This is a genomic window from Massilia violaceinigra (assembly GCF_002752675.1).
Taxonomy (GTDB): Bacteria; Pseudomonadota; Gammaproteobacteria; order Burkholderiales; family Burkholderiaceae_D; genus Telluria_A; species Telluria_A violaceinigra.
In genome coordinates this window covers 2879520-2905819 of the sequence record NZ_CP024608.1, presented here as the reverse complement: position 1 = coordinate 2905819, position 26300 = coordinate 2879520, and the positions used below count along the sequence as shown (strand labels likewise).

Sequence of the window (26300 nt, the reverse complement as noted above, 5' to 3'; positions counted from 1 at the left end):
GGGGTGACCGGTACTGTAGACACCTATTTGACATGCCAACCGTATTTACCGCCCCCGCGCACTGCCTGTCCGCCCTGTTGCGTCCGCTGCTGTTCGCCTGCGTATGCGCCTGTCTGTGCCTGCAGGCCGCGGCCCATGCCAGCGCCACGCCGACCTCGCCGCTGCGCTTCAAGCGCCTCGCCTCCTTCGACTCGGACGAACTGTCCATCCTGGCGCTGCTGCAGGACCGCCAGGGCTTCGTGTGGATCGGCACCCACAGCGGCGGGCTGTACCGCTACAACGGCTACCACGCGGTCAAGTACGTCAGCAACGCCAACAGCGGCGGCAACCTGCCGCACGACCGCGTCTCCGACCTGTACGAAGACGCGGCCGGCACCATCTGGGTGGCGACCCAGAACGGGCTGGCGCGCTTCAATCCGCAGACCAACAACTTCACCCGCTTCGTGCCGCCGCCGGGACCGGGCGCGCAGCGCATCATCAAGGAGATCATCGGCGACGGCAAGGGCGGCATGTGGCTGGCCACCTGGGGCGGCCTGCAGCACTTCGACCCCGCCAGCGGCAAATTTACCCTGTACCTGCACGACGCGGCGCGCCCGGGCAGCCTGGCCAGCAACGACCTGAACGCCATCGCCATGGACGAGCGCGGCGGCCTGTGGGCCGCCACCTGGCCGGGCGGACTCGATTACCTGGCGCCGGGCGCCGAGCAGTTCGCGCATTACCGGATCGACCGCCCCGAGTCGCCCGACCCCAAGCTCAACATCGTGCGCGCCCTGCATTTCGCGCCCGACCGCACGCTCTGGATCGGCACCGAAACCGGGGTGGTGACTTGGCGCGCCGGCCAGCCCTGGAGCGCGCGCAAGCACGTGCCCTCGCCCGCCACCCGCATCAACTACCTGTACGGCGACCGCAACGACACGATCTGGGCCGGCACGCTGGCGGCGGGCCTGCTGCGCTGGGATAAAACCAAGGACCAGGCAGGCAGCACCCCCGTGCATTACGTGCACCGCGCCAACGATTCCTACAGCTTGCCGTCGGACGATATCCGCGCCGTCATGCACGACCGCAGCGGCATGCTGTGGATCGGCTCGATCACCGACGGCATCAGCCTCGTCAACCTCAACAGCGAAGGCTTCCAGCGCTACATTCCGTTCGATGTCGAGGCCAACAACCTGCGCCCCAACAATGCCATGCGCGCCATGGAAGGCGCGCCGGGCGGGCGCCTGTGGCTGGCCAACAATGCCGGCCTGTCGCTGTTCGACAGCGCCAGCGGCGCGGTGCTGCGCAGCTACCGCGCCGACGGCAAGCCGGGCGCGCTCAGCAGCAACATCGTGTACAGCCTGTACCAGCAGCCGGACGGGCCCTTGTGGATCGGCACCGCGGCCGGCCTGAACCGGCTCGACGGGGTCGAGGCACCGGTGCGGGTGGTCAGCTTCGGCTCGGTCGGCAGCGACTTCATCAACACCATCGCCCCGGCCGCCGGCGGCGCCCTGTGGCTCGGCACCGGCCAGCACGTGGTGCGCTACGATCCGGCCACGGGCGAGAGCACCCAGTTCCCGTCCGACCCGGCCCAGCCCGGCAGCCGCAGCGTGAACAGCACCACCACCATCGTCGAAGACCGGCTCGGGCGCGTCTGGATGGGCTCGGAATGGGGCGGCGGCGGGCTCGATGTGCTGGACCAGGCCAGCGGCAAGTTCCGCCATCTGCGCTACCGCGCCAGCGACCCCGCTTCGCTGTCCGACAACAACGTGGTGTCGCTGTACCAGGATCCGCGCGGGCGCCTGTGGGCCGGCACCGCGCGCGGCGTGAACCAGATCCTCACCGATGCCAAGGGCGCGATCCGCTTCCAGCGCTACGACGGGCCCGGCAGCGTCGGCCAGGTCAAGATCCTGGCCATGCGCAGCGACCAGGCCGGCCAACTGTGGCTGAGCACCGCCAATGGCTTGCTGCGGCTCGATCCGGACAGCGGCAAGGTGGCGCGCTTTTCCGCCGCCGACGGCATGTCGGAAGGATTTTCCTCGGGCGCCGCGCACGCCGCGTCCAACGGGCGCCTGTACTTCGGCGGTGTCAAAGGCATCACCGGGGTGACCCCGGCGGCGGTGCGCAGCGTCTCGGCCCCGCCCCAGGTGGCGATCACCGATATCAGCGTGTTCAACCGCTCGCTGCGCGACGGGCGCGCGGTGCCGGGCCTGCGCCTGGATGGCGCGGTGACGGCCCCGGTCAACCTGACCCTGGCCGGCGACGGCTCGGTGTTTTCGATCGAATTCGCGGCCCTGCACTTCACCGATCCGGTACGCAACACCTACAAATACCGCCTGGCCGGCTTCGACCGCGAATGGGTCGTGACCGACTCCGCCCACCGCAGCGCCACCTACACCAACCTCGATCCGGGCACCTATGTGTTTTCGGTGCGCGCCGCCAATCACCAGGGCATGTGGAGCGAGAACGCGGCCAGCATGACGGTGACGATCCTGCCGCCGTGGTGGAAAACCTGGTGGTTCCGCCTGATCCTGGCCTTGCTGGCGCTGGGTCTGGTCAGCAGCGCCTACCGGGCGCGCGTGCGCGACCTGACCCGGCGCCAGAAGCAGTTGCAGCACATGGTGGCCGAGCGCACCGCCGAGCTGGAAGCGAGCAACGCCAAGCTGGCGGCGCTGTCGAGCACCGACGGGCTGACCGGCATCAACAACCGGCGCGGCTTCGACACCGCGCTCGAGTCCGAATGGCGGCGCGCCGCGCGCAACGGCTATCCGGTGGCGCTGGCCATGCTCGACGTCGACCACTTCAAGAGCTACAACGACCATTACGGGCACCAGGCCGGCGACCAGTGCCTGCGCGCGGTGGCCGGGGTGATCGCCGCGCACGCGCGCCGCACCACCGACCTGGTGGCGCGCTACGGCGGCGAGGAATTCGCGCTGCTGGCGCCCGCCACCAGCGCCGCCGAAGCGCTGGAACTGGCCAACGCGCTGTGCCAGGCGCTGGAAAAACTGGCGCTGCCGCACGCCAAGTCGCCGTACGGAGTGGTGACGATCAGTATCGGGGTGGTGTCGCTGATGGCCGACGAAACGGGCAGCCCGGAGCAGCTGGTCGAGCATGCCGACCGCGCCATGTACCGCGCGAAGACCGAGGGCCGCAACCGCGCGCTGTGCGCGTGAGCGCTACGGCGCGCGCCTGAAGCGGATGCTGTGTGCCTGATGCGGCGCCCGCTACAGCGCCGATACGACGCCTGAGGCGGCGCCGCCGGCAGCGCCTCTCAGCGCTTCCAGCCGCGGTCGCGCGCGGCCCGTTCCGCGATCGGATCGAGCGTGTCGGCGCTGCGCAGCGTGACGGCGTCCTGCACCGCGCGCGGCATGCCGTTGCCGGGGGTAAGGTATTCGTTGCCGGTGCTGTCCATGCGCGCGTACAGGGTGATGTTCCAGCCGGTGCCGCCGCGGCAGGCCAGCCCGCCGCCGTTGGCCAGCCGGAAGCTGCGGCAGTACGCCCCTTCTTTCGACAGGAAACTGGTGCCGATGCGCACCGGCGCGTCCGCTTCCGGCGTGCCGGACAACTGCTGCGTGAGCGCGTGCGCCAGCGCGCCGCGCGCCGTCATGATGGAGCCCTCGCCATCGATCAGCGCCAGGCCCTCGCGCTGCAGCGCGGAGCTGATGCCGGCGCCGGCCAGCAGGCCGAGCACCAGCGTGGCCGCCAGGCCGCTCCAGGCGCTCCAGGACCAGTCGCGCGGCCCCGCGCCGGCCGGCTGCCCCGTCAACTGCGGCGCGGCCGGCGGCGGCGCGGCGCGGACCGCGCGCGCCGCATGCAGCTGCACCACCTTGGCCGAGCGCGCCGCCGCCGGCTGGCGCTGGGAGCCGCCCTCGCCCGGCGCGAAGCCGGCGAAGGCATTGCTGCGCTGGGCCTGCAACTGGCGAAAACGGGCTTCCAGCGCCGGGTCCTGGCGCAGCGCCTGGGCCACCACCTCGCGGGTGGCGGCGTCGAGCGCGCCGTCGGCGTAGGCCCTCAGGATGTCATCGGAAAAGCTCATGCTGCCGTCCTTGTTTGTCGGGATGCCCGCAGTGCCCGGGCGGCGCCGCTTGCTGGTGTATCTCTGTTGCGGTGATCGCTATATTATCATTCAGGCATGGCGGCATGGTGCGGCACCCGCTCCTCAGGATGTAATCAGGCCATGTTCGTCGAGCATATCGTGCAGCAATTCGAGCCGGATGACCGGATTGTCGAGCATCAACAGGCGGTATTTCTGGTCGTTCGGCAAGGGCAGCAGGTCGCACCAGCGGTTCGCGACCCAGCCGCAATCGTCGAGGCGGAACGGCGGCAGCACCGGCCAGCGCTGCTCGGGCACTTCGTCGAGCGAGGCCAGCACGCGGTCGAGGGCGTCGGCCGCGCCCTGCAGTTCGGACGGCACCGGCACCGCGTGGTCGTCTTCGAGCAGTTCGGTCTCGGCCATCCACAGGCCGTTGGCGCGGCGCTCGCTGGAGAGGATGCGAAAGCGCGCCGCGCCGCGGCAGGTGACCTGCATCAGTCCCGGTGCTGTCATGCCGCTGTCCTGCACCGAAGCGAGGGTGCCGGCCGGGTGGAAGCGCTCCTGGCCCTCGGGCGTGCGCACTTCGTGGCCCTCGGTCAGCAGGACCACGCCGAACGGGGTGCCGTTGGCGATGCATTTGCCCACCATATCGAGATAGCGCACCTCGAAAATCTGCAGGGGCAGCACGCCATCCGGAAACAGGACCGTACCGAGAGGAAAGAGGGGGAAGAAGAGGGTCGCCATCACCCCATGATGCCAGAATCCGGGCCGGCAGCGAAGCACGATTGTCGGCGCGCATGCGTAGCGGGTTATGTGTCGCGATTTTACTTTTTTTGCACCAAGCAACCCCTTTTTGGGGCCGCTTCCGTTACATTCCATGTCCCGCCAATGCGCAACAGTCGCAGCGGACAGACATAAAAACAGGAGAGCCATTCATGTCGCATTATCTCGCCGCCGGCCTGGCGCTGTTGCTGGCCGCGCTTGCGGGCTGCCAGCCGCGTGCCAGCGGGCCGGCGCCGCAGAAAACCATGCATGCGTTCCAGGACGAGGCGCAGCTGGACGCGTTTCTCAAGGATGCTGCCGAGCAGGCCGGCGAGCGCACGGCGGAGGCGGCCGTGCCGCCGGCGGGCGCGCCGGCCGACGCCGGGGCCAGCGCCATCGTGCGCGAACACGGCCGCCATCTGGTGCTGCTGCGGCGCGGCCGCCTGCTGACGGTCGATATCGGCAAGGACCAGCTCAAGCTGGTGGCGGCGCTCGATGCGCGCGCCCAAGGCGACGAGGTGCAGGAAGAGATGGCGGTGGCCGACGGCACGGTGGCGCTGATCGGGCGCCGCCCGGGCGGCACCGGCATCGCGCTGTTCGACATCGACGCGGCCGGGCGCCTGCGCTACCGCGCCAGCTACCAGCTGCGCGCCGGCCTGCACGGCGCGGCCATGCAAGAGAGCGTGCGCCAGATCGGCAGCAAGCTGGTGCTCTACAGCGCGCTCGCGCTCGATCCGCTCGCGGCCGACCAGCTCGCGGCCCTGCCGGCGCTGCGCGGCGCGCTGGCCGGCGCCGACCCGGCAGCGGCGCCCTTCACCCGCATCGCCCCGGCCAACCGGATCCACGTCAGCGAAGCGCCCATCGATCCGGACCTGGGCCTGGTGCTGCACAGCGTCACCGTGTGCGACCTGGCCATGCGCGCGCTGCGCTGCGACGCCAGCGCCGTGCTGGGACCGCCCGCGCGGGCATTCCACATGGCGCCCGAGGCGGTGTACGTCTGGAGCGCGCCGCACAAGGATGACGCCGGCGCCAGCCTGTACCGCATGCCCCTCAACGGCGGCGCCCCCGGCGCCATTCGCGTGAGCGGCGCGCCGCACGATCCGTCCGCCTTCCACGAAAGCGCCGATGGGCACGTGAACGTGCTGGTCGGGCCGGCCGGCGCGGGCCAGCCCTCCTGGCGCGGGCAGGCCGGCGCCGACGACCTGGCCCTGCTGCGGCTGCCGCTGACGGCCTTGTCCGACGGCAGCGAAAGCGCCGCGCCGTCCAGCTACAAGCAATTGCCCGCATTCGCCTCGCAGCAGCTGCGCAGCCGCTATGTCGGCCCGTGGCTGCTGTACGGCAGCGCCGGCGACGGCGGCGCGCCGCTGTACGCGCTGCGCTGGGATGGCACCGGCGCGCCGCAGCGCCTGGCGCTGGCGCATCCGGCCGAGCACATCGCGCCGATGGGCGACGATGCCGTGGTGACCGGTCAGGCGCAGGGCGAGCTCTCCCTGAGCAGCGTGCGGCTGCGCCAGCAGGCCGCCCTGGCCAACACCCACGTGCACGCCCTGGCCGAGGACAGCACCGCGGTGCGCCATGGCTTCCATTACACCTCGCAGCGGCCGGGCCAGGGCATGGTCGGCTTGCCGCTGGTGCAGACGCGCCAGCCGCAAGCGGCCGGAGAGCCGGACAACGTGGTGTCGGTGCTGTACCTGCGCAATACCGCGCTCAAGCTGCGCGAACTGGGCACGCTCAAGGCCCAGGGCGGCGAACGCGGCGATGCCCTGCCCCTGTTCGTGCAGGGCCGGGTATTCGCGCTGATGGGGGACGAGCTGGTGGAAGGAAAACTCAAGAACGGGCGCCTGCGGGAAGTGCGGCGCATCGACCTGGCACCGGCCAGCGCTCAGTAGGCGCGCAGCGCCTGTTCGAGTGCGTGCAGGCGCCAGCGCAGCCGGTCCGGTCCGGGATTCGGGTGCAGGCCGACCAGCACCGTCAGCTCGCCGCTCACGCGCGCGCTGCACGGCAGCTGCAGTTCGGTGGCGCGCTCGAAGGGCAGGCGGAATTGCTGCCCCGGCAGCAGGCGCAGGCCGCCGAACTGGTGCGGCACGCTGTCGCTGTTCCTCAGCAGCAGCACGTCGCGCAAGCCCACGGTCAGGCGCACCACCGGCGGCAGCACCTCGGCCCGGTCGCCGGCCAGGCGGCGTTCAGCGGCGCGCGCGGGAATGTCGAGCAGGAAGTCGCGGCTGCCCGGCGGGATCGGCGCCATCGCGGCCCAGACCAGCAGCAGCAGGCAGGCGCCGAGCACAATCGAGGCGAGCCAGTGGCGGCGCAGGTGCTGTTCCATGCGCCTAGCCGCCCGCCGCGGGCATCGCTGTCAAGGCCGGCAAGCGGGGCGTCAATCGATGATCGCGGCGCAGGCATCGGTCGGCAGGGCCGCCACTTTCCCGACCACGGGAACCATCTTGATCACGGCCGAACCGACGCGGCAGGGTGCGGCCATCACGCCGCAACCGCCGAGCACGGCTGGCAGCAGGAGAACGAGGGCGATGCGGCAAAGGCGGGCATTCATGGTAAATCCGGGCAAAAGTCTGTGTGAGGAAGAATTGTAAGTGGCGCGCGACATCGCCGACAAGAAATTCGAGGTAACAAAACGTTTACGTGCCACAAGAATGCTAGGATATTGCCCATGAACCCACCTGCCAGCCACGAGCATATCGGCATCGTCGCCTGCTCGGCCGAGGGTGCGGCGCTGTGCTACCGCACCATCTGCCACGAAGGCGCGCGCCTGCTCGGGCCGTACGAGCATCCGGAGCTGTCGATGCACTCGCATTCGCTGGCCGACTACATGCGCTGCATCGATGTGGACGACTGGCACGGCGTGGGCGAACTGATGCTCTCGTCCGCGCACAAGCTGGCCAGCGCCGGCGCCGACTTCCTGATCTGCCCCGACAACACCATCCACCAGGCGCTGGCGCTGGTGCAGGCGCGCTCGCCCCTGCCCTGGCTGCATATCGCCGATGTGGCCGCCGCCGAAGCGCTGGCGCGCGGCTACCAGCGCATCGGCCTGACCGGCACCCGCTGGATGCTCGACAGCGAGGTCTATCCCGAGCGCTTCGCCGCGCATGGACTGGCCACGGTGCGCCCGGGGCTGGCGGCGCGCATCGAAATCAACCGCATCATCATGGATGAACTGGTCAGCGGCGAGTGCAAGCCGGCGGCGGTTGCCTATTTCCAGAAAGTCATCACGCGCATGAAAGATGGCGGCTGCGATGCGGTGCTGCTGGGCTGCACGGAAATTCCGCTACTCATGAACAATGGCAATTCGCCCCTGCCCACGCTCGACACCACCCGCCTGCTGGCGCGCGCCGCGCTGCGCCACGCCACCGGGCAGCCCGCGTGAGCGGACGCGGCCGGATTGACAGGGGCGCGCAAAACTGCGAGGATACGTGCATGAAAATGATTAATTCACATGCCTTGGGTTCGAATTGGTGGCTGCGCTGACATCGCGCGGCGCCTGCACCATCATGTGTTTTCCATGAACGCCGCCTCGATTGGGCGGCGTTTTTCATGAGCGTTTTCCGATAGGGGCACCACCACCCGAGGGACTATCGACATGCCAACACCAGCAACCAGCGCAGCACCCATCATCCTGACCGGCGACCGCCCGACCGGCCCGCTCCACCTTGGCCACTACGTGGGCAGCCTGCGCAACCGCGTGACCTACCAGCGCGACTACCGCCAGTTCATCATGCTGGCCGACGCCCAGGCCCTGACCGACAATATGGACGACCCGGCCAAGGTCCAGCGCAACGTGATCGAAGTGGCGCTCGACTACCTGGCCACCGGGATCGACCCGGCCCAGTCGACCATCCTGATCCAGTCGCAGATTCCGGAACTGGCCGAACTGACCTTTTACTACCTGAACCTGGTGACGGTAGCGCGTCTGGAGCGCAACCCGACCGTCAAGGAAGAAATCCGCCTGCGCGGCTTCGAGCGCGACATTCCAGCCGGTTTCCTGACCTATCCGGCCAGCCAGGCGGCCGACATCACCGCGTTCAAGGCGGTGCTGGTGCCGGTAGGCGAAGACCAGGTGCCGATGATCGAACAGACCAATGAAATCGTGCGCCGCTTTAACCGCATCGCCGGCGCTGAAGTGCTGGTCGAAGCGAAGGCGCTGGTGCCGGAAATCGGGCGCCTGCCGGGCATCGACGGCAAGGCCAAGATGAGCAAGTCGCTCGGCAACACGATCAACCTGTCGGCCAGCGCCGACGAAGTGCGCGCGGCCGTCAAGAAGGTCTACACCGACCCGCTGCACCTGCGCGTGGCCGATCCCGGCCATATCGAAGGCAATATCGCGTTCGCCTACCTGGATGCCTTTGATCCGGAAAAGGAAGCGCTGGCCGAGATGAAGGCGCATTACCAGCGCGGCGGCCTGGCCGACAGCATCGTCAAGGCGCGCCTCGAACTGTGCCTGCAGGAATTCCTGACCCCGATCCGCGCCCGCCGCGCCGAGCTGGAAAAGGACCGCGGCCATGTGATGCAGATCCTGAAAGAAGGCACCGCGCGCGCACGCGAAGTGGCGGCGCGCACGGCCGACGAGGTCAAGCGCGCGATGGGTCTCAGTTACTTCTAAGTGACTTCTGAGTCACTTCGGAGCGCTCAGCGGTAGCGCGCCAGGATCTGGTCCACGCTGCCGTCGTCGATCAGGCCATTGATGGCCTGGTTGATCTCCTCGAACGGCACCCGCGCCGTCTTCGAGAAAGCGCACTGCGCCGTGAACGAGGCGAACACCAGGTCCTGGCGCAGGCGCAGGGTCTTGTTCATGCGCATCTGGTAGGCCAGGGTCGCCTTGCCGATCACGGTATGGCGCACGCCGCCGGCCATCAGCTTGCGCAGGTTCTCTTCCATCGTGGGCGATTCGCTGCGCTGGAAGCGCAGCCCCAGCACCTGCTCGACGCGCGGATAGCGGTAGCCCGCCACCGTCCCCACCGGGCGGTCGCGCAGGTCGGCCAGCGAGCGCACCGGCGGCGCGCCCTGGACCGAGGCGACCAGTTCGGCGTCGGGAATGAGCGGCCGGCTCCAGTCGTACTGCCCGTCGATCCAGAACGGACGCACATAACAGATGCCATCGGCCTTGCCTGTGGCCAGCGCCTCGCTCACCTGCTCCCCCGCCACGCTGACATGGACGATGCCGCGCCCGAGCCGCTGCGCGATCGCCTCGTCCAGGTCTTTCAGGATGCCGCCGCTGAGCTTATCGTTGTGAAACTGCGCCAGCGGCATGTTCTGGTTCAGGGGCGCGATCATGACCAGGTCGGCACCCGGCGCGGCAGCACCTGCGAGAGGGACAATCAGCGCGGCGAGGCAGGCGGAACGCTTGAACATGGGTTGGCCAGGTGGTCGGACGGTGTGTCCAATGTACCATCGCCGCCATGATCCGACGCATTATTTTGTTGCTCTGCGGCCACGGGAGACGCGTAAAAGCGCCGGATGCGCAACAGGCGCCATGCGGCCAGCATCAACAGGCAGGCGGGGCCGGCAAGATAGAGCAGCAAGGGATCGGCGCCGCGCGCGGGCGAGACCAGCAGCGGCGACTTCGCCAGCAGCCAGCCGAGGATGAGGGCGCCGCACAGGTAGCCGGCCAGCACCCAGCGCGGCGTCGGGCTGATGAAAGCGGAAAAATGCCGCACGGTCCAGCCCAGGGCAGCCAGGCTGACCCAGCCCATCAGAACCGCGCCGGCAAAGCCGGCGGCGGGCAAGGATGAGGCCAGCGTGCGCGGACCGAGCACGGGAAGCAGGAAGAAGCCGCCGACCACGGTCATGAAACACCAGGCCAGCACCGCCGGCAGCGAGCAGATGGCGAAGAGAATGGCGAGCAGCCGGGGGATGCGCATGGCGGGAGGGGAAATTGCTCAAGGGGCGATCATACCCTGCCCCGCCTCACCATGATGCAGGCGCGGGAGAACCTGCCTTGGCTTGGCGTTGCTACGGCCATTCACTACACAGCGACCAACTCGACTCTCTCAAAGACGATCTTGTCCAAGTGCTGTGGTCTAATTTGCCCGGACACCTCAATAGGTGGAAAATCCACCATCTGAGGAGTAATACATGGCAACAAGAAAACGGAAGACATTCGATCCCAGCCTGAAGCTGGAAGTGGTTCGAATGATCAAAGAGCAGGGACAGAGCATTCAGAACGTCAGCGAGAGCATGAGCATCGGCCAGACCGCGATTCGCCGCTGGCTGACCCAGTACGGTGCTGAGCAGAGCGGCCAGCCGGGCATCGGCAAGCCACTCACTGCCGAGCAGCAGAGGATCCGGCAATTGGAGGCGGAAAATCTGCAGCTGAGACAGGATGTGACTATCTTAAAAAAGGCCTCGGCCTTCTTTGCCCGCGAAATGAAATGATGCATCAGCTCATTGTTCAACTGCAAAAGGAGGCCATTCCGGTTCAGAGCAGCTGCCGCATCCTCGACGTCAGCCGGTCCGGTTTTTACGCGTCGCAGCGCCGCTCCATCAAGCCAGTCGTCTGCAAGGAAACCGTGCACCTGAAGGCTTTGTTCATGGCAAGCCATCAGAGCTACGGCAGCCGTCGGTTGGTCACGGCCATGGCTGGCGAAGGCTTCCAAATCGGGCGTTACAAGGTGCGCAGTTTGATGCGTAAGGCGGCCTTGAAGCCCGTCTGGAAGCGAAAATTCGTTCACACGACAGACAGCAAGCACGACCTGCCTATTGCCGCCAATGTGCTCAATCGGCAGTTCAATCCAACGGCCCCAAATCTGGCATACGTCAGCGATATCACGTACATTCGCACCGCCGCAGGATGGTTGTACCTGGCCACAGTCCTGGACTTGTACGCGCGCAAGGTGGTCGGCTGGGCCATGGCACCGAGCATGCCTGCTAAGCTGGTCTGCGACGCATTGAACATGGCCATTCAACAGCGGCAACCGGCACCGGGACTCGTCGTCCATTCGGACCGAGGCAGCCAGTACGCGAGCGAGCTTTACCAGGATCTGCTGGCAGAACACGGCTTCGTTTGCAGCATGAGTCGTAAGGGAAATTGTTGGGACAACGCCGTTGCAGAGCGCTTCTTCTTGAACCTCAAGATGGAGCGTGTCTGGCAGCGCCAATATGCCAATCATGCCGAGGCCAAGGCCGACATCACCGACTACATCGTCGGCTTTTACAACTGCAAACGCATCAATTCAGCATTGGGCAATCTGTCGCCCGCCGTCTACGAACGGAAAATGGCAGTACGCGAACCTATCGTTGTGTCCGAAATAACTTGACCACAGCAAAGCTCTTCCGTGCCAACATCAAACTATGCGTAGCCTGCATCTCCATCCAGGCTTCTGCGGATAGATCAAACACATTCGAGAGCCTCACAGCCATTTCTGCAGACAAGTCGGCTTTTCCCGAAATAACACGAGAGACACTGGATTTGTCAACTTGCAGGCGCTTTGCCAAGTCACTCTGGGTCATGCCCAAGGGTTCAAGGTAAACCTCGGACAGGTACTCACCTGGATGCATCGTGATCATATACCCCCCCGATAAGTGCGCGTTGCGCAACAAGCAACGCATATTGCAAAAAACTTGACTTTCAGAATTTTGCTAGTGTAATTGAAAAACTTGTTTCAATAGATAAGAATGCGCATATTCATTACAGCATACATCATACCAACTCCGTTCACGGGTGTCAACAATAAGTTAGATAATTTAACCCATAGAAAGAGATAACTGCATGATTAGTAAAGAAAATTCATTCATCCACAAAGGCCTGGAGCGATTCTGGAGCTCCGGCGGGGTGGATCACAGCAAAATTAACGCCGCCCACACGAAGACGCTGCGAATGAACCTGACTCACTTGAACGCTGCGCGCAGTCTGCAGGATCTGCAGGCCGGACAAGGGCGCCAAAAAATCGTTGAAACCTCTCAGTGGGCATGAGAATCGATACAGCATGGAAGTCAATGGGAACTGGCGTCTCACGTTCACACTCGACGATCCTCAGACCGGTTTAGTCAGCAAGATTGACCTGGAAGACTTGCACCAGCCTGGGGGAGCGAAACGGCACTAGCTTCTGCTCAGAAGTCGACGCCTGCCGACAGCACCACGCTGCGCGGCGCGCCCGCGATCAGGGTGCCCCAGGTCGACGCGCCGGCCCAGTAATGCTTGCCCGTCGCATTGCGCACGCCGGCGCGCAGCACCACCGGTTTGCCGGGCGCCGTGGTGCGGTAGCGCGCACCCATGTCGAGAGTGGTCCAGCCATCGAGGCGCTGGGTGTTGGCCTGGTTGGCGTATTGCGCGCCGCTGTGCTGCAGTGCGCCGGTCAGGGTCAGCCCGGCCAGCAGCGGCACATCCCACTCGCCACTCATCGTCACGTGCAATGTCGGCACGCCGACCGCCGTCTTGCCGAGCGTGGCGGCGCTGTTGGTCTTGACCAGCTCGGCGTCGGTCCAGCTGGCGCCGCCGAACAGGCGCACGTCCTTGCCAAGCTTGCCGTAGCCGTTGACTTCGATGCCGCGGTTGCGCTGCTCGCCATCGGCGGCGTAGCGGTTGGCAGTGAGCTGGCCGCTCGGACGGGTGATCTGGAACAGGCTCACGCTGGTCACCAGGCTGCCATGGTCGAGCCGCGCGCCGATCTCCTGCTGCCGGGCCTTGTACGGCGCGAACGCTTCGCCGGCGTTGACGGCGGTATCGGGCGCGCTGTCGCCCTTGCTCAAGCCACCGGTGTGGTTGGCGTACAGCGACACCTGGCGCCACGGTTTGAACACCACGCCGGCCATCGGCGTCACCGCGCTGCGGTCGTAGCGCGCGGTGGTCGCGCCGGCCGCGCCGAAGGTGTCGGAACGGATGGTTTGCCGGCGCAGGCCCAGCATCACCTGCAGGCGCTCGTCGAACATCGAGAGCATGTCGGCCAGCGCCACGCCACCCAGGCGGTTGGCCGAGCGCTTCGTCACCGCCGCCGGCGCTGCCACGTCCTGGGCCGGCTGAACTACCGGCGCGTACAGGTTCGACGTGTAGGCGCGGCCGGCCAGGGTACCCATCGCCAGGCGGTCCTCGTACCGGCTCCATTCCATGGTCAGCTGATGCTTGATGCCGCCCCCGGCCAGGCGCGCGCGCAGGCCGGCGCTGGCCGAACTGCGCTGCACGTCGAACGCGGCGCGGGTCGGCACGACGCTGGTGTCGCCGGCGGCGTTGACAATCGAGGGCGTGTTGAACAGCCGGCCGACGTCGCTCTGGGCCGTACCGGCGCTGGCGAACAGGGTCAGCTGCTCGTGCGCCTCGAGGTCGGCGCGCAGCAGGGCCGAGCGCTCACGGCTGTCGTACCATTCCCAGCGCTGGGTCAGGTTGGTGCGGCCGCCGGGCGCACGCGGCACGGCCAGGCCGGCGCCCGGCCAGGGCCGGCGCGATGGGGCGTCGACATTGTCGCGCTGGTCGATCAGGTCGAGCGTGGCGCGCAGGCGTTCGCCCTGGTAATCCAGCGCCAGCGCACCCAGGCTGCTCTTGCGCGATTGGTTATCGATGGCGGTGTCGCCGCCGCGGTGGCTGCCGTTAAAGCGCGCGCCGAACGCGCGATCGGACCCGAAGCGGCGCGCCAGGTCGATGCGCGCGCCGGCTTGGGAGGCGCTGGCATAGTCGGCCTGCACGCGCGTGAGGTCGGCGCCGGCGCGCTTGGGCACGACGTTGATGCTGCCACCCACGCCGCTGTTGGGCGACATGCCGTAGATCATGGCCGCCGGCCCCTTGAGCACTTCGACCCGCTCGGCATAGTCGGGCAGCAGGCGGTAGTTGGGGGCGACGCCGTACAGGCCATCGAAGGCGATTTCGCCGATGTTGTTGTCGCCGATGGCGAAGCCACGGATGAAGAAGGAGTCGGCCACGTCGCCGCTGGGCGCGGTACTGCGCACCGAGGGGTCGCGCGCGACCACGTCGGCGATCGTTGCCGCCTGCTGGTTGTCAATGGCCTGGGCGGTGAAGCTGGTGAGGTGGAACGGGGCGTTCATGACGTCGACGTTGCCGAGCATGCCGAGGCGCCCGCCGCGCGCGATCTGGCCGCCGGCGTAGGCGTCGGGAAGTTCGCCCGGCGACGCTTCAGCGCTGGCGGTCACGGTCACGCCGGGCAGGGTCGCCGGCGCCGCCTGCACTGCGGCCGGCAGCGACTTTTTTAGCGTGTAGCTGCCATCGGCGCGCGCAGCCAGTTCGAGGCCACTGCCGGCCAGCAGGCGCGCCGCCGCCTCGGGCGCCGGGTAGCTGCCCGCCAGCGGGGCGGCGACCAGGCCTTCGGTCATGGCCGGATCGAACGACAGCGCAATGCCGGCGTGGACGGCAAAACCGGACAGCGCGCGTCCGAGCGGGCCGGCGGGCAGGTGGTAGCTCTGGACGGGCACCGTGTCGAGCGTGGCGGGGGCGGCGCTGGCGACAGGGCCGGCCAGGGCCAGGCCAAGGACGGCGATACGGACGGCGTGATGAAGCGGCGTTGGGCGGGGGTGCGGCATGGCGGTCATCCTTTGCGTGAAAATGGCGGGTTCACCAGGCATGCCAGCCGGCTCCGGAAAAAGTATCACCCCGGCCGATGTTTTTTTGCAGGCACCAGGGTCATCCACCATCCGCCCAGGCGTGCCTGGACTTGCAGCGGATAGGTGGCGGCCAGCATGGCCAGTGCGCGCTCGACTTCGGCCGCGCTGCCGACCGGGAAGGCGCCGGAGACGGGCAGCGCCGCCAGCGCCGGGTCGCAGCGCAGCACGCCGCCGCGGTAGCGCGCCAGTTCGGCGAGCAGGCTGGCCAGCGGCATTTTGTCGGCCAGCAGCATGCCGCGCGTCCATGCGGCGCCATCGCCGGCGTCGGCGGGCGCGGCGGCGGCGCTGGCGCTGAAGGCGCTTTGCTGGCCGGCGCGCAGGGTCAGGGAGGCGCCGTGCGCCGGTTCGATGCGCACCGCCCCGCCGAGCACGGCCACGCTGGTGCGGCCATCCTGCGCCCGCACGGTGAAACGCGTGCCGAGCGCTTCGATGCGGCCGTGCGCGCTGGCGACGCGCAACGGACGATGGACGGCGGCGCTGTCGGGCGCGGTCTGGACCAGGATCTCGCCTTCGCGCAGCACCAGCAGGCGCTGCGCCGCGTCGAAGCGCACGTCGATGGCGCTGGCCGTGTTGAGGGTGACGCGGCTGCCGTCGGCCAGCAGCACATCGCGCCGTTCGCCGTGGCCGGTGCGGTGCCCGGCCGCGTGCATGCGCCAGCCCAGCCAGCCGGCCGGCAGGATCGCCAGCACGGCGCCCGCCGTCGCCAGCGCCTTGCGCCGGCCGCGCCTGGCCGGCCGGTCCAGCAGCGGCAGCGCCAGGGCCGGCGGCAGGCCGCCCAACTGGTTCATCAGCGCTTCGGCGCGCTCCCATGCGCGGGCATGCTCGGGGCTGAGGCTGCGCCATTGCGCACAGGCGGCGTGATCGGCATCGCCGGCCTCGCCGCTGTGCAGTTGCGCCAGCCAGCCGGCCGCCTCTTCCAGGATGCGCGGCGCGATCGGCTCGCTCACGCGTCGGCCAGCATCAGGCAGTGCAGGAAGGCTTGTTTCATGTAGCGCTTGACGGTGACGCCGGACACGCCGAGCAGCACGGCAATGTCGTCGTACTTCGTGCCGTCGAGCTGGGACAGCAGGAAGGCGCGCCGTACCGGCGGCGGCAGGGCGTCGAGCATGGCATCGACCCGCTGCAGGGTTTCCAGCAGCAGGTAGCGCTCTTCCGGTGACGGCACGCTGGCCTCGGGCAGCCGGGCGATGGCATCAAGCCAGGCCCGCTCCAGCGCCTGGCGCCGGTACCAATTGACCAGGATGCCTTTGGCGACGGTGGTGAGATAGGCGCGCGGCTCGGCGATGCGGGCCACGTTGCGGGCCGCCAGCACGCGCACGAACGTGTCTTGCGCCGGGTCGGCGGCCTGTTCCGAGCAACCCAGCTTGTGGCGCAGCCAGCCGTACAGCCAGCCGTGATGGCCGCGGTAGAGCGCGTGCATTTCTTGCTGTAGGACGAGCTCGGCGGCAGGCATGTGAATTCAAACGCAAATGAGAATTGTTCTCATTTTAACCCATGCGGAATCGAGCCGGCAATCTGCCGCCTGCCACACACTTGCCGTCGCCGCCGCGAAATGAGGTGGTGTAACGACACCGCTCTTATCTGAACAGCAAGAGCGCCCCCTGCCCTTGCCGGCCAAGCTTGCCAACTGCGTCATTCCGATCCGGCGTTTTCCCCTTTTCTGTCTCAATCGCGCCACTCTGCTGCGTGAGTCTTCCGCGCAAGCGTACAAATGGCATACACTATGCGTTTCCCATAAGCATCAATATTTTCGGATGAGCTACATCTTGAAAGTGGTGGTCCCGCCAGTGCCTTCCGACAATCTGTCTGTCCGGGGGTTTGCCAACACGCTCGCGCATACGTCGATGGGCTTGCCGCCGTCGGCCCGTCTGCTGCAGTTTTACGAAGCGATCACGGCCAGGTATCCGTGCGCGTCGAGCGGCGCCTACAGCAGGGCCAGCGCAGCCGCATGCCCATGGGCCGACACGCCGCTGATCGATTGCCTGACGGGCGACATCGGTGTGATCAGCCTGTCGTACAAGAATATCGAAGTGCTTTCCTTCGTGCTGCGCCGGGCGGGTGCGCTGTCGCTGACCGTGATCGACACCCAGGCCGGCCTGGTGTACCGTCCGGCGCGCTTTCGCGTGGTGCTCACCAGCATCCAGAAAAACGTGAACACGGCGGCCATGCTGGGCAAGCTGGTGCCGCTGCTTAAATGCACGCCCGAACAGGCGGCCTCCATGCTGGCCATGCCGAACGCGGTCCTGCGCGGCCGGCTCGACCACGTCACGGCGCAGCGCCTGGTTACCACCATGCACCTGCTCGGCTGCAATTGCAGCGTTGAGAAAGAACCATCGCGCTCGGCGCAAAAAGCGGCGGCCAAGGCGGCTGCGGCGCCCGGCGCGCTGCGGGTGCCGGCCCCACGGGCACGCGCACAGGCGCGGATGCCGGCACCGTTTGCGATGGCGTACAAGGCCGTCGCCAACCGCGCCGTCTGCTTTGTGCAAGCGCTGCTCGAACGCCTGTGGGAACGCATGACGGCCACCCGCCCGTATTCCTGATGGCGTGAGGCGCCGGCCCTGGCCGCCATGGTAGGATGCGCGCGGCGGGCTGCCGCGTGCGGCGCCCTCCTCCACGGCCACCAAGGACTTCCATGAAACTGCTGCTGAACACGATCGGTTGCCTTGCCGTGCTGCTGGGCATCCTCGGCATTTTCCTGCCATTGTTGCCGACCACGCCCTTCCTGCTGCTCGCCTCGGCGTGTTTTGCACGCGGTTCGACCCGCATGCACGCCTGGCTGCTGGGGAACAAAGTCTTCGGAAAATATCTGAGCGATTTCGAGCAGGGCCGCGGCATTCCGCGCCGCGCCAAGATCACCATACTCGTGCTGATGTGGGCCTCGCTGGGGTATTCGATGCTGCGCCTGCAGCGCACCAGCCTGACCCTGCTGCTGCTCTGTATCGGCGCCGGCGTGACGATTTACCTGCTGCGCTATGTGCCCACGGGTGCAGCGCGCGCGGCGCGGGTCGATGGCCCCGGCCCGGGCTGATGGCGCGTTGACGCGCCCGGTTTGACGCGGACAAAAAAAAGCCGGGAGCGCCCGCTAACGGCACTCCCGGCTTTTTTACGCATCAATTAATGCATGATGCCTTCTTTGACAAAATACTTGCGCGCATAGGCGAGCAGCTGGCCATCGTTCGGGTGGTCGACGGTTTCGACGCTGACCACTTTGGCGGCGATGGCGGCGTGCTGCTTTTCCAGGTGCTTGATGAAAACCAGCTTTTCCTGGCCAGGGCCGACGATCAGGATTTCCTGAGCGGCTTCGATGGCGGCGGCGATTTCGTTCAGGTAATCGGGATTCTGTTCCGATTCGATGCTGGCATCGACGCCGGATTTTTTATGCTGCGAGTGCACGGAGGCAGTCTTGATGACTTCCGATTCGGCGGCATCGCGCGTGAAATGGATAACGTGTGCTTCGGCCTGGTCGAGCCAGACGACGACGTGATTGAATGACATGGTGGTATTCCTTGAGATGAAGCGTGATCGTGCGCGGACGGCGGCCAGGGATATCAGGCGCGACGCAAAAAAGACGACGCGGCTTCTGGGCCGCGTCTTAAACGGAAACTGCACCGGCTGGGGGCCGGCGCGTTGCAATCGAATGAGGCCATTGTGCCCGCGTGCGGCGGGCCCGTCCGTTCGGAAGCGCACGTAGCCGGAATGTCAATTTTTTAGACGGCGATGGCCGCTTCAGCGCCCCTGCAAGATCGCTTCCAGCGCCAGTTCGGAGCTGTTCAGCGCCCCTTCGACAAAACCCTGGTAGTCGGAATACGCTTCGCCGACGATATGCACGTTTTTCGCGCCGCAACCGAAATCGAACGCCTTGAACGCATCCATCACTTTCCATGAGCGCACGCCCGGCTGCCAGCCATGGTTGGCGGCACCGTACGGCGCGCGCGCCCAGTCGCGGATGCCGTAGGTGATGATCGAATTCCGGATGTAGGCCGTGGCCTGATCCAGTGTCTGGTCGCGGAACACCGCCTTCGAGTGGTCGTTGAGCTTGAGGTGCGATTCGTTCGTTTCCAGCAGGCGCTTGACGTCGCGCGCGACGAACAGGGCAAAGGCGTCCACAATGCGCGCATCCTGGTCGACTTCGGCGCGGTCGTGCTTGTCCGGTTCGCTCAGGTAATGGCGCCAGAACTCGGTCGACGGCCGGTCCATGTACAGCAGCACCATGCCGTGGCCGTCCATATCGCGCCCCTGCTGACGGCGGAAGTAATGCACTTCGCGGGTCGGCAGGCAGTTGGCGTATTGCTGCGGCGGCTGGTCGTAATCCCACCAGGGCGCGTTGCTAACGAAGAAAATCTTCAGCATCGGAAAGCCGTTGACGGCATCCAGATGGGTTGCGATATGTTCGGGCAGATGCTGCGCGAGCTTGACCAGCGGCATGCGCGGCAGCGCCAGGATCAGGCGCGCCGCCTGCAGCTTGATGGTGTCGTTCTTGGTGCGCACGTCCAGCTCCATGGTCGCCTGCCCCAGCGCGGTGGGGCGAAAACCGAGCAGGGTATGGCCGCCGGCCAGGGTGATGTTGGGCAGGCTGTGGATCTTGGCCATCAGGCCGTCGGTCAGCTTGGCCGAACCGCCGGCGATGCTGGCCAGCTTCTGGCCCACGGTTTTCAGCGCGCGCAGCCACCAGATGATCCATTCGATCGCGTTCAGGTTTTCCGGAATCATGTGATAGAAGGTGCCGGTGTCGCGCAGCTTGACCAGCGCGCGGTGGCTCAGGATGCCATGGCCGGACATCACGTTCCAGAAACCGGTGGCCCACAGCGGATGGCCGTGCAGCTGCGCATGGCGGCGCAGGCGGTTGTAGTCCGCTTCGCTCAAGCCGTCGATCCAGTCCTGGTCGTTGGGGTCGCGCCCCATCACCAGCATGATGCCGCGCTTGAGCAGTTGCAGCGAGTTCAGGCCCTGTTCTTCGGGCGGCAGCTGGCTGTCGGGCGCGCTGATTTCGTCGGCCGAGGGACCGGAAAAGTCGACCAGGCTCACGCCCAATTCGGCGCACAGCTGGGCGAAGCGCGGCTGCAGGGTCGGCTCGAAGCGCATCGGGCCGTATTCGGCGATGAAGCCATCCATGTCTTCGGTTTCGATGCGCCCGCCCCAGCGGTCGGAAGACGCTTCCAGGATCAGGACCTGGTGCCCGGCTTCGGCCAGGCGGATGGCGCAATACAGGCCGGAGACGCCGCCGCCGGCAATGACGATTTGTTGTTCTGACATGGGAACGATTCACGCGGATGGGGTGCCTTGGACACCGAGGGCGCGATTGTGCCATGTAATTGATGAGCTTGGCAGGGGTGACATCGCCACGTTGACGGTGTTAGCGCTACCGCCGCAGCGCCGCCGTCGCGCGCGATTGCGCGGCTTGGGCCTGGATCCATTGCGCGAAAGCGCGCGCGCCCGAGGCGGCAAAGGTGTCCCGCAGACCAACCAGGTAATAGCCGAACTGCGTCGGCCATTGCTGCTCCAGCGCCTTGCGCAGATGACCTTTCGCCAGGTCGGCGCCGGCGTAGATATCGCGCACCAGCGCCAGCCCCTGCCCTTCGATGGCGGCGCGCACCAGCAAATGCTCATCGCTGAACGAGATGCCGCGCCGTGCCTTGGGCGATGCGCTGCCGTGGGCCTGCAGCCACAACGACCAATCGCGGCGTTCACCGTCATGCAGCAGGGGGTAGGCCAGGCAATCGGCAGGGCAGCGAATTGGCGGCCCCTCGCGCAGCAACGCCGGCGCCCCGACCACGATCATTTCGGGCGACATCAGCCAGCGCGATTCGAGTCCGGGATAGCTGCCCAAGCCGTGCCGGATGGCGAAATCGACCGCGTCGTTTTTCAGGTCGACCACGCGCGCATCGCTGTCGATCGACAGCGACACGTCCGGATGGCGGCTGGCGAAGTCGCCCAGGCGCGGCAATAACCAGCCGGAAGCGAGCGATGGCATCACGCTCACCACCAGTTGCCGGGTCGCGTGATCCGCCAGGCTCCGGCGCGAGACCGTTTCGATCTGCTGAAACGGCGCCCGGATATCGGCATACAAGGCCGCGCCGGCCGCGGTTGGCGTGACGCCGGCACGGGTGCGCTCGAACAGGCGCTGGCCGTGCCGCAGTTCCAGCTCGCGCATGCGCTGGCTGATGGCGCCGGCGCTGACATGCAATTCGCGCGCGGCCTCTTTCATGCTGCCGGCGCGGCAAACGACAAAGAACGTATAAAAATTCTGGAGCGGGATGTGCATGGCTTCACTTTAGCTCAGCTAACGTGACAGCGGCAACAGATCGTTTGCGCTCACCGATCGCCGGCTTTACGCTCGGGGCTCCCCATTTGAAAAGGCCGCCGCGCATCGCCATGACTACCATTTCCCCGTTTCGCCCGGCACTGGAACGTGCCCTGAGCCACGCGCTGGCCCATCTGGATCATCTGGAGCAGCAACCGGTCGGCGCCCGCGCCAGCCTCGATACCCTGCGCGCACGGCTGTCCAAGCAGCTAGGCGATGGCGGCACGCCGGCCGCGCAAGTGATCGACGAGCTGGCCGCCGACACGGCCGGCGGCATCACTGGCAGCGCCGGGGGGCGCTTCTTCGGCTGGGTGATCGGCGGCGCGTTGCCGGCCGCGCTGGCGGCCGACTGGCTCACCAGCGCCTGGGACCAGAACGCAGCCGCGTATGCCTGCGCGCCGGCCGTGACCGTGATTGAAGAGGTCTGTGGCGCCTGGCTGAAGGAATTGCTCGGCTTGCCGCGTGGCGCCAGCTTTGCCCTCACCAGCGGCTGCCAGATGGCACACGCGACCGCCCTGGCGGCGGCCCGCAATGCGCTGCTGGCGCGCCGTGGATGGGATGTGGAACGCGATGGCCTGTGCGGCGCGCCACCGATCCGCATTCTGAGCGGCGACCAGTTCCACGCCAGCATCACGCGCGCGGCCCGCTTGCTGGGCCTGGGCACGGGCGCCGTGACCGGCCTGCCCGTCAACCAGGCTGGCCAGCTCGAAGCGGCGACGCTGCAACAGGCGCTGATCGACAGCGCCGGCGCAGCGGTCATCGTGCTGCTGCAGGCGGGCGACCTCAACATCGGCGCCTACGATCGTTTCGCCGAGCTGATTCCCCTGGCGCACCGCTATGGCGCCTGGGTGCATGTGGATGGCGCCTTCGGCCTGTGGGCCAACGCCAGCGCGCGTTATCGCCATCTGCTCGCTGGCGTGGCGCAGGCCGATTCCTGGGCGACCGACGGCCACAAGTGGCTCAACGTGCCCTACGACAGCGGGTTTGCCTTTATTGCCGATGCTGCTGCGCAGCGGCGCGCCATGTCTTACGAAGCCAGTTATGTTGCCCACAGCGATCAGGTGCGCGAGCCGGCGGACTGGAATCCGGAATGGTCGCGGCGCGGGCGCGGCGTGGCCGCCTATGCCGCCCTGCGCGAGCTCGGACGCGGCGGCGTCGAAGCCATGATCGAGCGCTGTTGCGCGGCGGCGCACGCACTCGTGACCGGCATTGCCGCCCTGCCCGGCGTTGAACTTGTATGGGAACCGCAGGTCAATCAGGGGCTGGTGCGTTTTCTCGATCCCACCCCAGGCGCCATTCAGAGCGATCACGACCGCTGGACGGATGCGGTCACCAGCGCCGTGCTGGCCAGCGGCGAAGCGCTGTTCAGTAACACGAGCTGGCGCGGCAAGCGCTGCATGCGGGTATCGGTATGCAATTGGCAGACCGGCGACGCCGATGTCGCGCGCGCGGTGGCGGCGGTCGCGCATGCCTTGCGGTCGCTGGAAATGGCTGGCGGATAAGGCAAAAAGGCCGCTGTCGGGCCGCTGTCGGGTGATTTTCGTCACCGACACGGCGCAAATCGGTCGATACTCGTGGTTCACCAGCCTCGGGAACCATGATGATTCTTAAACAACTTCGCCTCAGCCGCCATCTTTCTCAAGAACAGCTGGCCCAGATGTCGGGCTTGAGCGTCAGGACGATCCAGCGCGTCGAAAGCGGCCACAAGGCCAGTGTGGAGTCGCTCAAATGTCTTGCGGCGGTGCTTGAGGTGGAGGTGTCGACCCTGAACGAGGAGACCTTCGTGATCGACAAACACGCACTCAACTGGCACACGCTGCCGCTGTGGCTGCGCTGCTGGTTCGGTTTCAGCTTTCTGCACATGCACCCGACCCGGCGCGTCGCCAAACGCATCGAAGCCGTGTCGCACGCCAGCGGGTTTCTGTTTTGCCTGCTGGGCTTCGTGAGCGAAGCAGCGCTGGCCGGGGGCTTGATCATGCTGTCCACGGCATATCTGTTCTACTTGCTGTCGTGGCAGGGCGACCGCTACGGCATCTGGTTCGATGCCCCAGTTGACGACGCGCAAGCCGCAGCGGCTTACTCCAGGTTCTCGTGAAACCCGCTGCCGCCGCGCTTCCAGTACGCGGCGGCGCGGATGGCAGTCTTGTCCAGGCCCTTGACGCCGACCAGTTCCTGGCGCACCGCGGCCATGGTGGCGGCTTCGCCGGCGCACCAGGCATAGCCGTCGCCGGCTGGCAGCGCCCACGCCTGCACGGCGGCCAGCAGTCCGGCGTCGCTATCCACCCAGTGCAAGTCGACCTCGGCCTGGCCGGCAAAAGCGCGGCGGTCGGCCGCATCGTCGACCTTGACGATGACGGTGGCGCGGGCGCCGGCGGGCAGCTCCTCCAGGCGGCGCGAAATCGCCGGTAGGCCGGTTTCGTCGCCGACCAGCAAATGCCACTCGTAATCGACCGGAATGATCAGTGAGCCCTTGGGGCCGCCGATGATCACCTGCTGGCCCGGCCGCGCCTGGGCCGCCCAGGCCGCGCAGGGGCCGTCGCCGTGCAGGGCGAATTCGATGACCAGCTCGCCGGCGGCCGGGTCGAAGCTGCGCGGCGTGTAATCGCGTTTGGCCGCGTCGGGACCGTCGCCAAGAATGAACTTGACGTGGTCGTCGAACGAGGCGCTGTGGAAATCGTGCAGCGCCGGGCCGCCGAAGCTAATGCTGCGGAAATGGCTGCCGATGGCGCGCACGCTCAGCACCTCGACCTGGCGAATCTTGAGCTCATGGCGCACACGCTGCACACGGCTGACGCGAGAGTCTATACTCATGTCTTTATCTTTCAATTGGTTGACAATGTCACCTATCATCCGTGAATCGAATGACAATGTCAACCATTCTGGCGAGGCGCGGCCTGACGCGGCTCGGCCTGGCGCGGCCCGTCAAGATGCCGTGTTGGAGCTGATTCATTCGATCATGCACCAGTACCGTTCGCAGCAATTCCAGGCATTGCGCGACGGCCAGCATGAGCTGACGCATATGGAAGCGAAGGTGCTGGCGTTTTTCGGCCATCATCCGGGCTCGACCCAGAGCGAGCTGGCGCGCCACAGCGGACGCGACAAGGCACAGGTGGCGCGCCTGATCACGGGGCTGCGCGAACGCGGATTGCTGCACGGGGAAGCCGATGCGGCCGACCGCCGCAACACGCGCCTGTCGCTGACCGATGCCGGCCGAGCCATCCAGCAGGCGGCCCAGGCCGAAGCGGGCAAGCTGAACACGCAGGCGGTACGGGGGATGAACGGGGAGCAGCAGGAAGTGCTGCTCGCCCTGCTGTTGCAGGTGAAGGACAATCTGGACCGGGCCGGGTAGGAACGGCATTCGCACCTGGGAACCTGCCACCGCAGGCTCCCGGGCTACTGCTAGTGCTGCACGATGGTGGTGCGATTGGCGCTGCCGGAGTGGGTAATGGCGGCGAAAAAGCCATTGCCGTTCTGGGTGATCGTCGCGATGTTCGGCGTGTCGTAGTTCTTGCCGCCGTTTTGCATGACGGACGCGATATTGCTGTTACCGGTCTGGGTGATGAGCGACTGGCTGTAGTCCAGACGCTGGACGACAGTGGCTTTATTGAGATTACCGGTCTGGACAATCAGGCTGGCATTATCGTGGCCTTGCTCGTCGCTGCTGGCGAGGTTGTTATTTCCTTTCTGGAGAATGGACTGTTGGCGCGTGAAGTAGGAATCCTTCTGCCTGACGCTGGCGTTATTGGCATTGCCCACCTGCTGCACCTCGACACCCGAATACACGGCGTTATCCTGGTCGATCGTGACCTTGTTCACATTGCCGGTCTGTACGACCAGCGGTCCGCCAAAACCCGAATTGACCTGTTTCGCCGTGACGTCGTTGTCATTGCCGGTCTGGTAGGCCCGGATACTGAAAGGGAATAACCCGAGCTGATCGACATTGACCGCATTGCGGTTGCCAATTTGCTCGATCGTATTGGCTACTTCACCGGAATTTTTCTGCTTCACGACAGCCTTGTTGTCGCTGCCGAGTTGCTTGATGTTCGTACCGCTGCGGTGGATATTGTCCTGCGCTATGCTCGCCGTGTTTTTGTTTCCGGTCTGGACAATCTCGGCATAGGCATCGTAGGAACGCACCTGAAGAATGCCCGGCGTTTTCGCTGCCGGATCCCCGGCGACATTGTTATTGCCTGTCTGCTTGATCGCGGCGCGCAGTTCATAGTATTCGTAGTCGGGCGCCTTCTGGTCCACGTACAGCGTGTTGCCTGTGCCGGCTTGTGAGGTGGTCACGGTCGGCTGGGCCGAGACGGCGCCGCTGGCAAACGCCATGGCGAACGCCGCGGCGATGGTTGAGAGTATTGTTTTCATGAGTTTCTCCTTGAAATTGCTGCGCAAAAAGGGGGCAGCGAAAGGTTGATGCCGCCCTGCACACAGTGCAAACGGGCCGCTTCAAGGGTCGAGTGTATCGGTCGATTCTGGCCTCCGTTTGATGCTTCTCAACCGCTGAGGCCGCTATTTTTCTGCGTGATCACCCCGGGGCAGCCTAGCAATTTAGCGCGCGCTGCGCTGCGAATGGCGATTTACTGGCGCCGCAACCGGCATCGGTTGCGTTATCATCCTATTAATATAATCAGGCAAAAAATATGAACATGGCGTGGCGACTTGTCTTCCTTG

The 26300-nt window shown here is 66.4% G+C and carries 26 protein-coding genes; 11 read left to right on the top strand and 15 right to left on the bottom strand.

The genetic code is table 11. The features are described 5' to 3' along the window. Positions 1–32: 32 nt before the first annotated feature. On the top strand, positions 33–3149 hold the full coding sequence (locus tag CR152_RS13220) for a ligand-binding sensor domain-containing diguanylate cyclase (RefSeq protein WP_099875318.1): 3117 nt from the start codon (positions 33–35) through the stop codon (positions 3147–3149). 98 nt (positions 3150–3247) lie between these two features. On the opposite strand, the gene CR152_RS13215 is transcribed toward CR152_RS13220, so the two are convergent. Further along, a complete protein-coding gene (locus tag CR152_RS13215; RefSeq protein WP_099875317.1) occupies positions 3248–4012 on the bottom strand; it encodes an anti-sigma factor in 765 nt (254 codons plus the stop codon). Positions 4013–4135: 123 nt separating this feature from the next. Next, positions 4136–4753 carry an LON peptidase substrate-binding domain-containing protein gene (locus CR152_RS13210; RefSeq protein WP_099875316.1) on the bottom strand — a complete coding sequence of 206 codons (618 nt, stop codon included), beginning with the start codon at positions 4751–4753 and terminating at the stop codon, positions 4136–4138. A gap of 191 nt (positions 4754–4944) precedes the next feature. Here CR152_RS13210 and CR152_RS13205 point away from each other — a divergent pair, with 191 nt between their 5' ends. Continuing rightward, positions 4945–6660 carry a hypothetical protein gene (locus CR152_RS13205; protein ID WP_099875315.1) on the top strand — a complete coding sequence of 572 codons (1716 nt, stop codon included), beginning with the start codon at positions 4945–4947 and terminating at the stop codon, positions 6658–6660. Here the strand turns inward: CR152_RS13205 and CR152_RS13200 are convergent. Both CR152_RS13200 and CR152_RS33650 read right to left on the bottom strand, forming a co-directional pair. Further along, positions 6654–7094 (bottom strand): hypothetical protein, encoded by a 441-nt coding sequence (locus tag CR152_RS13200; RefSeq protein ID WP_099875314.1) that lies wholly within the window; start codon positions 7092–7094, stop codon positions 6654–6656. The two genes, CR152_RS13205 and CR152_RS13200, sit on opposite strands and share 7 nt — an antisense overlap. Before the next feature lie 51 nt (positions 7095–7145). Beyond that, the gene (locus CR152_RS33650) at positions 7146–7319 is read right to left on the bottom strand and encodes a DUF6726 family protein (RefSeq protein WP_167399896.1); all 174 of its coding nucleotides are present in this window, start codon (positions 7317–7319) and stop codon (positions 7146–7148) included. A 117-nt stretch (positions 7320–7436) separates the two neighbouring features. Between CR152_RS33650 and CR152_RS13195 the strand changes: the two genes are divergently transcribed. Together CR152_RS13195 and trpS are read left to right on the top strand one after the other, a co-directional pair. Next, entirely contained in the window at positions 7437–8150 is a 714-nt protein-coding gene (locus CR152_RS13195) for an aspartate/glutamate racemase family protein (RefSeq protein ID WP_099875313.1), read from the top strand. A gap of 213 nt (positions 8151–8363) precedes the next feature. After that, the gene (trpS, locus tag CR152_RS13190) at positions 8364–9383 is read left to right on the top strand and encodes a tryptophan--tRNA ligase (protein ID WP_099875312.1); all 1020 of its coding nucleotides are present in this window, start codon (positions 8364–8366) and stop codon (positions 9381–9383) included. A gap of 26 nt (positions 9384–9409) precedes the next feature. Here trpS and CR152_RS13185 read toward each other — a convergent pair whose 3' ends face one another. Then, positions 9410–10132 carry a substrate-binding periplasmic protein gene (locus CR152_RS13185; protein WP_099875311.1) on the bottom strand — a complete coding sequence of 241 codons (723 nt, stop codon included), beginning with the start codon at positions 10130–10132 and terminating at the stop codon, positions 9410–9412. After that, positions 10099–10641 carry a hypothetical protein gene (locus CR152_RS13180; protein ID WP_099875310.1) on the bottom strand — a complete coding sequence of 181 codons (543 nt, stop codon included), beginning with the start codon at positions 10639–10641 and terminating at the stop codon, positions 10099–10101. The genes CR152_RS13185 and CR152_RS13180 overlap by 34 nt, the downstream gene beginning before the upstream one ends. A 214-nt stretch (positions 10642–10855) precedes the next feature. On the opposite strand from CR152_RS13180, the gene CR152_RS13175 reads away from it, so the two are divergent. Next, positions 10856–12036 (top strand): IS3 family transposase gene (locus CR152_RS13175; protein ID WP_208640109.1). Its coding sequence is split into 2 segments (ribosomal slippage): positions 10856–11105 and positions 11105–12036, totalling 1182 coding nucleotides; the frame shifts between segments, so codons are not numbered across the junction. On the opposite strand, the gene CR152_RS35025 is transcribed toward CR152_RS13175, so the two are convergent. Then, on the bottom strand, positions 12011–12277 hold the full coding sequence (locus tag CR152_RS35025; protein WP_370663855.1) for a HigA family addiction module antitoxin: 267 nt from the start codon (positions 12275–12277) through the stop codon (positions 12011–12013). The two genes, CR152_RS13175 and CR152_RS35025, sit on opposite strands and share 26 nt — an antisense overlap. A 211-nt stretch (positions 12278–12488) precedes the next feature. On the opposite strand from CR152_RS35025, the gene CR152_RS13165 reads away from it, so the two are divergent. Next, the gene (locus CR152_RS13165) at positions 12489–12692 is read left to right on the top strand and encodes a type II toxin-antitoxin system RelE/ParE family toxin (protein ID WP_099875309.1); all 204 of its coding nucleotides are present in this window, start codon (positions 12489–12491) and stop codon (positions 12690–12692) included. A 137-nt stretch (positions 12693–12829) separates the two neighbouring features. Here the strand turns inward: CR152_RS13165 and CR152_RS13160 are convergent, their stop codons facing one another. From CR152_RS13160 to CR152_RS13150, 3 genes are all read right to left on the bottom strand, one after another. Next, positions 12830–15244: a TonB-dependent receptor gene (locus CR152_RS13160; RefSeq protein WP_208640118.1), complete on the bottom strand. Its 2415-nt coding sequence runs from the start codon at positions 15242–15244 to the stop codon at positions 12830–12832. A 65-nt stretch (positions 15245–15309) separates the two neighbouring features. Beyond that, the gene (locus CR152_RS13155; protein WP_099875307.1) at positions 15310–16272 is read right to left on the bottom strand and encodes a FecR domain-containing protein; all 963 of its coding nucleotides are present in this window, start codon (positions 16270–16272) and stop codon (positions 15310–15312) included. Next, positions 16269–16778 (bottom strand): sigma-70 family RNA polymerase sigma factor, encoded by a 510-nt coding sequence (locus CR152_RS13150; protein WP_099875306.1) that lies wholly within the window; start codon positions 16776–16778, stop codon positions 16269–16271. The genes CR152_RS13155 and CR152_RS13150 overlap by 4 nt, the downstream gene beginning before the upstream one ends. Positions 16779–17079: 301 nt before the next feature. On the opposite strand from CR152_RS13150, the gene CR152_RS13145 reads away from it, so the two are divergent. Together CR152_RS13145 and CR152_RS13140 are read left to right on the top strand one after the other, a co-directional pair. Then, positions 17080–17865, top strand: a complete 786-nt coding sequence (locus CR152_RS13145; RefSeq protein ID WP_099875305.1) for a hypothetical protein — start codon at positions 17080–17082, stop codon at positions 17863–17865. A 92-nt stretch (positions 17866–17957) separates the two neighbouring features. Further along, positions 17958–18353, top strand: a complete 396-nt coding sequence (locus CR152_RS13140) for a YbaN family protein (protein WP_099875304.1) — start codon at positions 17958–17960, stop codon at positions 18351–18353. An 86-nt stretch (positions 18354–18439) separates the two neighbouring features. Here CR152_RS13140 and CR152_RS13135 read toward each other — a convergent pair whose 3' ends face one another. The 3 genes from CR152_RS13135 to CR152_RS13125 all read right to left on the bottom strand — a co-directional run bounded on the left by CR152_RS13135 (position 18440) and on the right by CR152_RS13125 (position 21587). Further along, positions 18440–18820: a translational machinery protein gene (locus CR152_RS13135; RefSeq protein WP_099875303.1), complete on the bottom strand. Its 381-nt coding sequence runs from the start codon at positions 18818–18820 to the stop codon at positions 18440–18442. Between the two features lie 231 nt (positions 18821–19051). Further along, on the bottom strand, positions 19052–20578 hold the full coding sequence (locus CR152_RS13130; RefSeq protein ID WP_099875302.1) for a flavin monoamine oxidase family protein: 1527 nt from the start codon (positions 20576–20578) through the stop codon (positions 19052–19054). A gap of 106 nt (positions 20579–20684) precedes the next feature. Further along, on the bottom strand, positions 20685–21587 hold the full coding sequence (locus CR152_RS13125; RefSeq protein WP_099875301.1) for a LysR substrate-binding domain-containing protein: 903 nt from the start codon (positions 21585–21587) through the stop codon (positions 20685–20687). A gap of 110 nt (positions 21588–21697) precedes the next feature. Here CR152_RS13125 and CR152_RS13120 point away from each other — a divergent pair, with 110 nt between their 5' ends. Continuing rightward, positions 21698–23128, top strand: coding sequence for a pyridoxal phosphate-dependent decarboxylase family protein (locus CR152_RS13120; RefSeq protein WP_099875300.1), 1431 nt, complete (start codon positions 21698–21700; stop codon positions 23126–23128). A 95-nt stretch (positions 23129–23223) separates the two neighbouring features. Continuing rightward, positions 23224–23721: a helix-turn-helix domain-containing protein gene (locus CR152_RS13115; protein ID WP_229413374.1), complete on the top strand. Its 498-nt coding sequence runs from the start codon at positions 23224–23226 to the stop codon at positions 23719–23721. Here the strand turns inward: CR152_RS13115 and CR152_RS13110 are convergent. Continuing rightward, entirely contained in the window at positions 23703–24437 is a 735-nt protein-coding gene (locus tag CR152_RS13110) for a siderophore-interacting protein (RefSeq protein ID WP_099875298.1), read from the bottom strand. The two genes, CR152_RS13115 and CR152_RS13110, sit on opposite strands and share 19 nt — an antisense overlap. 121 nt (positions 24438–24558) lie before the next feature. Between CR152_RS13110 and CR152_RS13105 the strand changes: the two genes are divergently transcribed. Continuing rightward, positions 24559–24975, top strand: coding sequence for a MarR family winged helix-turn-helix transcriptional regulator (locus tag CR152_RS13105; protein ID WP_229413373.1), 417 nt, complete (start codon positions 24559–24561; stop codon positions 24973–24975). A gap of 50 nt (positions 24976–25025) precedes the next feature. On the opposite strand, the gene CR152_RS13100 is transcribed toward CR152_RS13105, so the two are convergent. Beyond that, positions 25026–25994, bottom strand: a complete 969-nt coding sequence (locus tag CR152_RS13100) for a hypothetical protein (protein WP_157778465.1) — start codon at positions 25992–25994, stop codon at positions 25026–25028. Positions 25995–26300: the final 306 nt, after the last annotated feature.

Bases quoted from the DNA above. Each gene is read 5' to 3' on its own strand.
- CR152_RS13100 (WP_157778465.1), bottom strand. From the start codon at position 25,994: ATGAAAACAATACTCTCAACCATCGCCGCGGCGTTCGCCATGGCGTTT.
- CR152_RS13195 (WP_099875313.1), top strand. From the start codon at position 7,437: ATGAACCCACCTGCCAGCCACGAGCATATCGGCATCGTCGCCTGCTCG.
- CR152_RS13115 (WP_229413374.1), top strand. From the start codon at position 23,224: ATGATGATTCTTAAACAACTTCGCCTCAGCCGCCATCTTTCTCAAGAA.
- CR152_RS13145 (WP_099875305.1), top strand. From the start codon at position 17,080: ATGAGCTACATCTTGAAAGTGGTGGTCCCGCCAGTGCCTTCCGACAAT.
- CR152_RS13220 (WP_099875318.1), top strand. From the start codon at position 33: ATGCCAACCGTATTTACCGCCCCCGCGCACTGCCTGTCCGCCCTGTTG.
- CR152_RS13120 (WP_099875300.1), top strand. From the start codon at position 21,698: ATGACTACCATTTCCCCGTTTCGCCCGGCACTGGAACGTGCCCTGAGC.
- CR152_RS13135 (WP_099875303.1), bottom strand. From the start codon at position 18,820: ATGTCATTCAATCACGTCGTCGTCTGGCTCGACCAGGCCGAAGCACAC.
- CR152_RS33650 (WP_167399896.1), bottom strand. From the start codon at position 7,319: ATGAATGCCCGCCTTTGCCGCATCGCCCTCGTTCTCCTGCTGCCAGCC.
- CR152_RS13125 (WP_099875301.1), bottom strand. From the start codon at position 21,587: ATGCACATCCCGCTCCAGAATTTTTATACGTTCTTTGTCGTTTGCCGC.
- CR152_RS13165 (WP_099875309.1), top strand. From the start codon at position 12,489: ATGATTAGTAAAGAAAATTCATTCATCCACAAAGGCCTGGAGCGATTC.
- CR152_RS13180 (WP_099875310.1), bottom strand. From the start codon at position 10,641: ATGCGCATCCCCCGGCTGCTCGCCATTCTCTTCGCCATCTGCTCGCTG.
- CR152_RS13210 (WP_099875316.1), bottom strand. From the start codon at position 4,753: ATGGCGACCCTCTTCTTCCCCCTCTTTCCTCTCGGTACGGTCCTGTTT.
- CR152_RS13110 (WP_099875298.1), bottom strand. From the start codon at position 24,437: ATGAGTATAGACTCTCGCGTCAGCCGTGTGCAGCGTGTGCGCCATGAG.
- CR152_RS13200 (WP_099875314.1), bottom strand. From the start codon at position 7,094: ATGGAACAGCACCTGCGCCGCCACTGGCTCGCCTCGATTGTGCTCGGC.
- CR152_RS13150 (WP_099875306.1), bottom strand. From the start codon at position 16,778: ATGCCTGCCGCCGAGCTCGTCCTACAGCAAGAAATGCACGCGCTCTAC.
- CR152_RS13185 (WP_099875311.1), bottom strand. From the start codon at position 10,132: ATGTTCAAGCGTTCCGCCTGCCTCGCCGCGCTGATTGTCCCTCTCGCA.
- CR152_RS13140 (WP_099875304.1), top strand. From the start codon at position 17,958: ATGAAACTGCTGCTGAACACGATCGGTTGCCTTGCCGTGCTGCTGGGC.
- CR152_RS35025 (WP_370663855.1), bottom strand. From the start codon at position 12,277: ATGCATCCAGGTGAGTACCTGTCCGAGGTTTACCTTGAACCCTTGGGC.
- CR152_RS13130 (WP_099875302.1), bottom strand. From the start codon at position 20,578: ATGTCAGAACAACAAATCGTCATTGCCGGCGGCGGCGTCTCCGGCCTG.
- CR152_RS13215 (WP_099875317.1), bottom strand. From the start codon at position 4,012: ATGAGCTTTTCCGATGACATCCTGAGGGCCTACGCCGACGGCGCGCTC.
- trpS (WP_099875312.1), top strand. From the start codon at position 8,364: ATGCCAACACCAGCAACCAGCGCAGCACCCATCATCCTGACCGGCGAC.
- CR152_RS13205 (WP_099875315.1), top strand. From the start codon at position 4,945: ATGTCGCATTATCTCGCCGCCGGCCTGGCGCTGTTGCTGGCCGCGCTT.
- CR152_RS13160 (WP_208640118.1), bottom strand. From the start codon at position 15,244: ATGCCGCACCCCCGCCCAACGCCGCTTCATCACGCCGTCCGTATCGCC.